At 58.0% G+C, this 9,837-nt stretch carries 9 protein-coding genes; 5 read left to right on the top strand and 4 right to left on the bottom strand.

Going from position 1 to position 9,837, the window contains the following annotated elements; translation table 11 throughout:
* Together ACLTXB_RS02855 and ACLTXB_RS02850 are read left to right on the top strand one after the other, a co-directional pair.
* A partial coding sequence (locus tag ACLTXB_RS02855; RefSeq protein WP_428226093.1) for a site-specific integrase occupies positions 1-679 on the top strand: 679 nt, incomplete at its 5' end.
* A complete protein-coding gene (locus ACLTXB_RS02850) occupies positions 672-2,252 on the top strand; it encodes a tyrosine-type recombinase/integrase (RefSeq protein WP_412260982.1) in 1,581 nt (526 codons plus the stop codon). The genes ACLTXB_RS02855 and ACLTXB_RS02850, both read left to right, overlap by 8 nt.
* Positions 2,253-2,318: 66 nt before the next feature.
* Here the strand turns inward: ACLTXB_RS02850 and ACLTXB_RS02845 are convergent, their stop codons facing one another.
* Positions 2,319-3,620: an ATP-binding protein gene (locus tag ACLTXB_RS02845; RefSeq protein ID WP_412260980.1), complete on the bottom strand. Its 1,302-nt coding sequence runs from the start codon at positions 3,618-3,620 to the stop codon at positions 2,319-2,321.
* A gap of 101 nt (positions 3,621-3,721) precedes the next feature.
* Between ACLTXB_RS02845 and ACLTXB_RS02840 the strand changes: the two genes are divergently transcribed.
* Positions 3,722-3,865 (top strand): hypothetical protein, encoded by a 144-nt coding sequence (locus tag ACLTXB_RS02840; protein ID WP_172724577.1) that lies wholly within the window; start codon positions 3,722-3,724, stop codon positions 3,863-3,865.
* A 174-nt stretch (positions 3,866-4,039) separates the two neighbouring features.
* Here the strand turns inward: ACLTXB_RS02840 and ACLTXB_RS02835 are convergent, their stop codons facing one another.
* From ACLTXB_RS02835 to ACLTXB_RS02825, 3 genes are all read right to left on the bottom strand, one after another.
* Positions 4,040-6,010, bottom strand: a complete 1,971-nt coding sequence (locus tag ACLTXB_RS02835) for an oleate hydratase (protein ID WP_412260978.1) — start codon at positions 6,008-6,010, stop codon at positions 4,040-4,042.
* 149 nt (positions 6,011-6,159) lie between these two features.
* A complete protein-coding gene (locus ACLTXB_RS02830; protein ID WP_287555478.1) occupies positions 6,160-6,720 on the bottom strand; it encodes a TetR/AcrR family transcriptional regulator in 561 nt (186 codons plus the stop codon).
* A 1-nt stretch (position 6,721) separates the two neighbouring features.
* Positions 6,722-7,294, bottom strand: coding sequence for an SGNH/GDSL hydrolase family protein (locus tag ACLTXB_RS02825; RefSeq protein WP_287555479.1), 573 nt, complete (start codon positions 7,292-7,294; stop codon positions 6,722-6,724).
* 853 nt (positions 7,295-8,147) lie between these two features.
* On the opposite strand from ACLTXB_RS02825, the gene ACLTXB_RS02820 reads away from it, so the two are divergent.
* Entirely contained in the window at positions 8,148-8,858 is a 711-nt protein-coding gene (locus tag ACLTXB_RS02820) for a tyrosine-type recombinase/integrase (RefSeq protein ID WP_412260975.1), read from the top strand.
* Positions 8,855-9,823 (top strand): tyrosine-type recombinase/integrase, encoded by a 969-nt coding sequence (locus ACLTXB_RS02815; RefSeq protein ID WP_412260973.1) that lies wholly within the window; start codon positions 8,855-8,857, stop codon positions 9,821-9,823. Before ACLTXB_RS02820 ends, ACLTXB_RS02815 begins: the two co-directional genes overlap by 4 nt.
* Positions 9,824-9,837: the final 14 nt, after the last annotated feature.

Below are 9,837 nucleotides of genomic sequence, written 5' to 3'. Positions count from 1 at the left end.
GGTGCCCAAGGCCAACCATCGTCCCAAACAGATCCTCACAAAGGAGCAGATGGACATCTTCCTGGCGGCGGTGGACCGCAACGAGATCTGGCGTGACTTCTTCTACACGGAGCTGACCACCGGTCTCCGTCGGGGCGAGATCTGCGGCCTCATGTGGCAGGACTTCGACGAGAAGGCCGGGACGCTGAAGATCCTTCGGTCCGTGAATGTCCCCAAGGCCGGGGAGCTGGAGATCGGCGAGACGAAGACCAGCCAAGGGCGGCGGACCATCCGCCTGCCGCCCAGCACCGTCCAGCGGCTGAAGGAGCGGAGGAAGCACGCCGTCAGTCAGTGGATCTTCCCGGAACCGCTGGCTCCGGAGAAACCGGTGCGGCCCAGTGCCGCCTACTACTGGATGAAGCGGATCTTAAGAGAGGCAGGGCTTCCTGCGATCCGATTTCACGATTTAAGGCATACCTTTGCCACCCACGCCCTCACCAGCGGCGTGGACGCCAAGACCTTGTCCGGCATCCTGGGCCACACCAACGCCAGCTTCACCCTGGACACCTACACCCATGTGACGCCGGATATGCAGCAGGAGGCCAGCCACATCGTGGGCGGCTTTCTGGAAAATCTCCTGGGGAAAGACCTGAAACCGTGGCAGAGAGACAGGCCGGAAGGAGGTGCCCGCCATGGGTAAGCGGCGGAAAAAGGGCGAGGGCTCCGTCCGCCAGCGGAAAGACGGCCGCTGGGAGGGCCGGGTGGTCATCGGCTACGACGAGAAGGGCCTGCCCAGGACAAAGAACGTCCTGGCTAAGACGAAACGGGAGTGTCAGGAAAAACTGAAGCAGCTCCGGGAGACGGTAACCGGCTCCAAAACGGAGAAGGTCCGGCCGGAGATGCCCTTCGGGGAGTGGCTGGACTTCTGGTATCAGAACTATGTGAAGCCCCAGATCCGCCCCACCACCCAGGCCAACTACGAGGCGAAGATCTATCAGCACATCATCCCGGAGCTGGGGAAGATCCCCCTGAACCAGCTGGCCCAGAAGGACCTCCAGCAGTTCTATGCCCGGATGAAAACGGGCGGGCGGCTCATCCGCACAGAGCAGTTCGGCAAGGGGCTGTCCGACTCCATGGTGCGCGGCCTCCACGCCGCCTGCCGGTCCGCTCTGGAGAAGGCGGCGCAGGAGGAGCTGATCCGCACCAATCCGGCGGTGGGCTGCAAGCTGCCTCCCAAGCGGGGCCGGGAGATGCAGGTGCTGGGCCGGGAAGAGCTCCAGCGGTTCCTCATCCAGGCACAGGCGGAAGGTTATTTCGAGCTGTTTCTCCTGGATCTGTGCACTGGCCTGCGGCGGGGAGAACTGCTGGCGCTCCAGTGGGACGACCTGGACTTCAAGACCGGGACCCTGACGGTGAACAAGCAGGTCTACGAGGTGCGGGGACAGCTCCAGGTGAGCGTCCCCAAGACCCGCGCCTCCATCCGCAGGCTGGTCCTGCCGCCCGGCGTAGTAGAGGTGCTGCGGCACTATCGGGAGACGGTGGACTCCCGGTGGATGTTCCCCTCGCCAGTCAAAGAGGACGTGCCCATGACGCCGGGAGCGGTGCGCCGGCGGCTCCAGATCATTCTGGAGCGGGCCGGATGTAAGAGGATCAGATTTCACGATTTACGGCACACGTTTGCCACCCTGTCCTTGGAGAACGGCATGGATGTGAAGACCCTCTCCGCTATGCTGGGCCATGTGTCGGCGGCCACCACCCTGGACATCTACACCCATGTCACCGGGGATATGCAGAGCGAGGCGGCGGCGAAAATCGACCGGGGACTGGGCAACGAGGTGCTGGAGAATCCTGCTCAGGCAGAGCAAAACCCGGCCGCAGACTTCCAGCCGGTGCTGAGAAAAACCCGGAAGCCCGGCACCGGGTGCATCTCTCAGATCAATGACCACCTGTTTGAGGGACGCTACTCCCCCACCTGGCCGGACGGCACCAAGCATTCCAAATGCGTCTACGCCCACACCCGGGAGGCGTGCGAGGAAAAGCTGAAGGTGCTGATCCAGCAGATGAATGCGGAGCGGCAGGCCCTGCGGGACCGGGCACGGGGCATCACTCCGCCGGATAAGCTGACCAAAACTCAGAAGAAGATCTGGACGTACATGAAATTCCACCCCGACGTGACCAGCTATCGGGCCATCGCCAAAGGCGCCGGGGTGACGAGGCACACGGCGGCGAAGTGGTATGCGATGATGCAGGGAATGCTGGGGCGGGCGGCGTAAAATGTGGAAGAGGCTGGTATCACACTTTGATACCAGCCTCTTCCTGTGATCCAGATGATCCGTTGCTCAGACCAATGTATCGTCCAGCAGGAAGTCCAAGACTCCAATATTCAGAACGCCGTTGTCATCGTACCAACGTTTCCGGATGTCGTGCCGGACGATGATCTTCGGAAAAGAGTCCCCCGTCAGGGAGAGCGGTTTGTTTTCCGTGACAGACTTTTCCTCCGTCCCAAGAGCGTAGGCGGACTGGATATAAGTCTTTTTTCCGCCGGAAGCAGCAATGAAGTCGATCTCCCGTGCTACCGGGGTCAGTTTTCCTTTGGCGTTTCGCTCATAGCTGTACACGATCCCAATGTCCACTGCGCACTCCCGCACCATCAGCTCATTGAAAAGGATGTTCTCCATGATGTGGGTCATCTCCTGCTGGCGGAAACCGATGCGGGCATTCCGCAGGCCGATGTCCTCACAGTAATATTTGTTGGGGTAATCGAAATAGTTTTTCCCCTTGACATCCCAGCGCTTACACTCAGTAAAAAGGAACGCGTCCGCCAAGTGATCCATATACGCTTTCACAGTGTTGGGGGAAACCGTATTCTCACCGCTCCGCTTCTGCTTGGAGTTGATGGTATCCGCCACCCTGGTGGGGTTGGTCAGCGACCCCACTGAGGAGCAGAGCAGGTCCAGAATATCCGAAAGCACATCCTCCCGTTTGACCTTCTTGCGCTCCACAATGTCCTTCAAATAAACTTCAGAGAAGAGAGAACTCAAGTACTGCATTTTCGCCGCGTCACTGGGGCGGGACAAAATCAGCGGCATTCCGCCGTAGAAGGCGTAGTTTTCAAATGCGTCCTCCTTGTCCCCGCCCACAGCGGAGTAATACTCCGCAAAACTGAGCGGATGCACCCGGATCTCATCGCTGCGCCCCCGGAACTCGGTGAGGATGTCTGAGGAGAGCATCCGGGAGTTGCTTCCGGTCACATAGATGTCCAGATTGGACAGGGACTTCAAATCGTTGAGCGCATCGTAGAAGGTGATCTTCTTCCCGTCCGGGTTATAGGGATTCGGTACTTCGTCCGACATCTGGATCTCGTCTACGAAAAGATAGAATTGCTCCCTCTGGTTTTCAACGATCTCCCGGACACGATTTGCAAGCTCCAGCGGGTTCCGGTACCGAATATCACGGGTCAGATCCAACTCAAAGGAGAGAATGTGATCTGCCGGAACGCCCTCCCCTAACAGATAAGTGCGGAACAGATTGCGGAGGAGGTAGGACTTTCCGCAGCGGCGGATGCCAGTGATGACCTTCACTTGTCCATCCCACATGAAGGATATGAGCTTGTTCAGATAGCGGTCCCGTTTGATCTCCATAGCGCCACACCTCACTGAAAACTTTACAGATTTATCATACTACTTTTCAATGAAAATTATACAACTGCTTGCGCGCTGTGGCAAGTGATTTGTGCGGAGGTTTGCAATTTGGGACGTACATGAAGTTCCACCCCGACGTGACCAGCTTCCGGGCCATCGCCCGAGGCGCCGGGGTGACAAGGCACACAGCGGCCAAGTGGTATGAGATGATGCGGGGGATACTGGGGGTGGGGAATCTGAAATAGAGGAGGATCGTATCATAACTCGATACGATCCTCTTTCATTTGTCATTATATCAATGTTTTCAATCTCATGACGGGCGATAATCTTTGAGAAGGAGGCCCCGGTTAGGGATGAAAGTATTCTGGGTAACGGTCGTCTCCTCGGTTTTCAGGACGCAGAATGGCAGAACCCAACGGTCACATGCCGTCCCGAAGCACGTCCTGATCCCGCAGGACCTTTTCGATGACGGTCCCCCGGACCGCCTTCAGCAGGGGCTTTTTCAGCAGCTCCAGAGGACCGGGCAACGAGACCTCCAGCGGGGACCTGCCGTCCATCAAGCAGACGGTGCTGTGCAGCAGCTCCCGGATGTCGTACACGCTGCCCCACACCTCGGGCACCCCCCGGTCCACCCCCAGCAGGCCGTAGACGGCCTCCATGGCGGTGCGCACGGAGTACTCGGTGGTGAACACGGTGTCCCGGGGGGTGTCGGCGAACTGGCCCAGGAAGGCGAAGTTCACGCAGCCGTCGGGGATCACATCGGGCCGGTCTCCCCTGGTCCGGGGCATGAAAAAGGCGGTGATGTAGGGCATCATGGTGGGCACGCACACGGCGCTGTGGGCAGCCAGGTCCGGGATCTGCTCCACCGGCACGCCGATGTGGTAGAGCCACTCCTGGGTGATCTCCTTTCCGGTACACTCCTTCATGGGCTTTTTCACATAGTCGCCGGGTACGTCGGTAAAGAGGCCGTACACCCAGACGCACACCTTCTCCGGCTCCTGCTCCTTGAACTGCCCCTGGCGGTTGATGGTCCAGCTCAGCAGCCACTTGGAGTCCTGACAGCTGACGATACCGCCGGTGACCACCTTCCCGGTGCGGGGGTCCCGCTTGCAGATGTTGGTGATATAGGGGAGGATCTTGTCGTCCAAAGTGGTGATGGTGGCCGACTCCCAGTTGGTCTTGGAGATGTCGGAGCAGAACTTCTCCGGCCGTCCAAAGGCGGAATCCTGCTTGGCGATGTTCTTCCACAAGCTCCAGCAGCCGCTGGTGCGCACCTCCGCGTCCCCGTTGGGGGCGTGGTCCTGGTCGCCGTAGATGGTCCCCTCGGTGCAGGAGCCGTTGGTGACAAACACCAGGTCGTTCTCCGTGAGGACAATGCCCTGCTCCGCGCCGTTGACCCGGCACTCGATGGCGGTGGCCGTCTTTCTGCCGTCCCGGATGTCGAAGATCACGTTGGTGACCTCGGTGCCGAAACGGAAGTCCACCCCGGCCTCCTCCAGGTACTTCTGCATGGGCAGGATCAGGGACTCGTACTGGTTGTACCGGGTAAATTTCAAGGCGCTGAAGTCGGGGAGTCCCGCGATGTGGTGAATGAAGCGCTGGAAGTAGAGCTTCATCTCCAGGGCGCTGTGCCAGTTCTCAAAGGCGAACATGGTCCGCCAGTACAGCCAGAAGGTGGAGGAGAACACCTCGTCGTCAAAGACGTCCTCGATGGTCTTGTCGTACAGGTCCTCGTCCGGGGTCATGAAGAGCTTCATGATCTCCATGCAGCCCTTCTGGCTCAGGTTGAACTTCCCGTCGGTGCGGGCGTCCCGGCCCCGGTCCACCGTTGCCCGGCACAGGGAGTAGTTGGGGTCGTGCTTGTTGAGCCAGTAGAACTCATCCAACACCGAGGCCCCCGGCTTCTCCAAAGAGGGGATGGAGCGGAACAGGTCCCACAGGCACTCAAAGTGGTCCTCCATCTCCCGGCCGCCCCGCATCACATAGCCCCGGCTGGGGTCGAAGATGCCGTCGCAGGCACCGCCGGCCACGTCCATGGCCTCCAGGATGTGGATGCGGTCCCCGGGCATCTGCCCGTCCCGCACCAGGAAGCAGGCCGCCGCCAGGGCCGCCAGGCCGCTGCCCACAATGTAGGCGCTCTTGTTCTCCACGCCCTCCGGCTTCTCCGGCCGGGCAAAGGCCTCATAGTTGCCGTTGGTATAATAGATGCCCTTGCGGTTTTTCTCATGGTTCCCCAGCTCCGTATTCCGATAGGAGGCCGAAGCGCAGGTTTCAGGCCCGGACTTCTCCACCGCCTTTTGGCCGCCCGCCCCCTTCTTTGCCAGGACTACCGCCGCGCCCGCTCCAGCTACAGCCGCCGCTGCAGTCAGTGCTCCCAATTTCTTATCCATGTCAGATACCGCCTTTCCGATCCTGCCGCTTCTGCGGGCCGGATTCATTTTGATGGCTTGATTTTACTCCCTGCAAAGCATTTCTTCTATTTACAATCCGGGCCCGATGATCAAAAACTAATCATCGGGCCCGGATTGTAAAGCGGCTCTTATTCTGTTTTCGAAAAATTTCGGATGGCGTTGGCGATACTGCCCCGCATGGCGGCGCTGATCTTTCCCGTCAACACCTGGGGATCGTCGGTCATTCCTTGGCGAATCCAGTCCAGCATAACCCCTACAAAACTGTACTTGTAAAATTCCGCAATAAAGGACTTATCCTCCTCAGAGATGGCCGTCCCCCGGCTCTGCTCTTCCACCACGCCCCGGATCAGGCCATAGGTCAGCTGGTAGAGGAACCGCTCCATCTGCTCCCGGCTGATACAGCGGTAGGCGTTGAGGATGAAGGGCTTGTTTTCCAGCACCGCCTCAAAGATCTGCAAAAGCCCCTCCTGCCAGGTCTCGTAGGTCTTCTTCCCCTGGAGGGCCTTGGACGCGTCCTCGATGCAGGCCCACTCCACCAGGTCGTAGATGTCCTGGAAGTGGTAGTAGAAGGCCATGCGGCTGATGCCGCAGTCCTCGGTGATGTCCCGGATGGTAATCTTGTCCAGGGGCTTTTTCAGCAGCATATGCTTCAGGGATTCCTCCAGAGCCTGCTTTGTGGTGTTTGGCATATTACTGCGCCTCCTTTTCGTGCTGCTGGATCACTGCCGCAATGGTCTCCGCCGCAATATGAGAGCCCAGCTCACTGGGATGAACGCCATCGGCAGCATAGAGGTCCTGGGGATCGGACCACTCGTAAAACCGTCGGCCCACATCGGCGATCAGGGCGTTATTTTCCAGTGCCGCTTTGTGGTAGGCCTCGGACAGCTTTTGGGCCATCTCGTCGTAGTCCCAGCCCTTGTCCGTCAGCTTGGCCCCGCCCTTCTGGTAGGTCCAGGTGGCGAACAAAATGGGGACTGCCCCGTTTGCCCGAATCTGCCGGCAAAGCTGCTCCACGCTGGAAAAGAAGCTCTTGGGGGCGGTGATGGGGCCGTGGCTCATCTCCTGGAGCACCACATAGTCCCACTGCTCGTTTCGGAGCGCCGCCTGGGTCTGACTGCCCAGCCTGGTGTTGGGATTCAGCTGCTCCGACAGCCGCGCCCCGCCCCGGGTGTGGTAGACCACCTCCGCCCCGGTCAGCTCAGAGAGCATCTGAGGCATATTATTGGTGGAGATAAAGCTGTTGCCCAGCATAAGGATCCGCATGGCACTGCTCCTTACTCGTTTCTTTCACTGTTTTCCACTGCCATTATACACGGCCTCGCCGAGAGGGACAAGGCCGGGAAAGTGCAGCCAAGCCTATCAGATTTTGCGACGCAAGATTCAAAGATAAGGTTGCGGCCGCGTGAACTGATTGTGAACAGGTGGTCATGACCCCATATTTCAAAAATTGTGCAGTTTGCCTTTGCTTCTTTTCAGAACGAATCGTGGCGAAGGCGGACCAAAAACTATGTCTACAACGAAAATTCAAAACAGATCCGCAAAAGTGAGTTGACCACATTTGAGACCATATTTGTGCAGAACGTTAAACAAATTATTGTTTGAAAAGTTATGAAAACCGCCTCAAAACATCAGTTTTGAGGCGGTTTTTGGTCCGAGTGGGGAGACTCGAACTCCCGGCATCTTGCTCCCAAATGTTTGTCGGAACCTTCAGCCGGCACTTTACCGCCCTCTTTGGCCCTTTCCTCTGCTTGGGCAGTTCCTCTTTAAAACTCTTTTGCCCTGCTTGTTTCAAGAAACCCTTTCGTCTTTTGGGATTTGTGTGGGATTGGATTCTGTGTATTAAAAGATGTTCCGCCCAGTTTGAGGGACAATGGCAGAGCAAATTACCGCAGAGGAGCGGCGCAGGAATTGCGCCGCATAAACAAAGAATAAAGCCCTTCCCACCAGTAGTCTGAGCGCAGCCCATCTCCACACAAATTAATGACTGTCTCCCCAAAGTTATTTCATTCTACCATGCCGCTGCACCAAAGACAACAGGGGGATACGCATGGCGATAAAGTAGTGGCTATTTCCTTCTTTCTGTGGTATTGTTCGTTTGCCAAAAGGAGGCGACGATATGCAGAAAGAACCTAACTTCACGGTAGGCCAGTTGTGTGACTGCTGGTTCTGTGAGAATCAGGGTAGATGGAGAGGCAGTACCGTGGGCGGATACCGCAACCTGATCTACCGCCACATTCTCCCTGGAATCGGGGGCGTCCCGCTGGCGCAACTGACCGAAGACACCGTCACCAGCTTCTATGACAGCCTGCGGAGCCAGGGACTCAGCGCCAGAAGTGTCTGGTGCATCCATCTGCTCCTGCGGCGCTGCATGGACGAAGCGGCCCGCGACCAGCGTATCCCCTACAACCCGGTACGGCTCTGCCGGGAGCCACAAGCAGAAGCATATAAAACAGCCCCTTTGCGCCTGGGGCAGCTCCAGCGGTACCTGAACACGGCAGAACGGCTTGGCGCACTTCCTCTCATCTACACAGGACTCTCCAGCGGCCTGCGGCAATGTGAACTCATCACCTTGTCGTGGGCCGATTTTCATATCCGCTGCCGATATATTCTCAAGGGACAGCGGCTACTGACCCTTAATAGCAAGACGGAGCATCTTCTGGAACACATACCTGAAACCGGCTGCTATGTGTTCCTCAACCCCAAGACCGGAGCACCGTATCAACTCCACGAGTTCTACTACCTGCACAAGCGGATTATGAAACAAGCGGGGCTTCCGTGGGTGGCCTTCCGGAACCTGCAGCGCCAGTGCATGGAGGTGGGAATATGAAGCTGAAAAACTATATTCTCCGCTGGCAGGAGGTCTACGACAAGAACCAAAGCCGTCCGACCACATACGCAGCTCATGGCTACATCTTCAAGAACCACATTCTCCCCGGACTTGGGGAGATCCAGCTCTCTGAATTGACCGTGGAGCAGGTGGGAGATTTCCTGGAGGAACGAAGGCGCTTTGGCGGTCATCGCCCGGAAAGCCCTGAATACCCAGGGCTGGGGGAACATACCATGCGGCACATCCACCGGCTGCTCCAGCAATGCCTGGACCAGGCGATGCGGGATGGCCTGATAACGGATAATCCCGCCCGCGCATTTCACTATCCAAAACCCAAGAAGGTCAGCGCCAATGTGCTGACGGCATCAGAAGTGGAGGACTATCTGGACGCGGCAGAGCGGCTGGGTCACCTCTCCATGTTCCTGTTGGCGCTGACAGCAGGACTTCGGCAAGGCGAACTGATTGCCCTGAAGTGGAGCGACCTGGACACGAAGGAGCGGACGCTGACCATCACTGAGAAACGCTCGGTGGAACGGCGGGAGCTGGTGGAGTACGAAGGCAGCACCAGGATTGTCAGTCTGACCCCGGAAGCGGTTGAACTCCTGCGCCTGGAACACGCTAAACACCCAGGAAGTCCGCTCATGTTCATGCACCCGGCCACCCAGAGGCCCTACTCACCCCAGATGGTGCGCCGGCTGCACAATGAGATCATCAAAGAGGCCGGGCTGGATCACGTTCGATTCGCAGACCTCCGGCACACCTGCGCCGTCCTGTCTCTGCAAAATGGAATGGACGCGAAAGAGGTTTCTCAGATGCTGGGCCACTTCAGGACCGCAATGACGCGGCAGAATTATGCACCATACCTGGCCCAAACTGCCGCCAAAAGCGAAAGCAAGCCCAATGAAGCATCCAGGGAAGATCTTAGGGAAGCGGCAAATATTCTGGATAATCTTCTGAAATTCTGATAGATATTCTGCGG

The sequence above is a fragment of the Flintibacter sp. genome (assembly GCF_046973065.1).
This window is presented reverse-complemented; position numbering and strand designations above follow the sequence as displayed.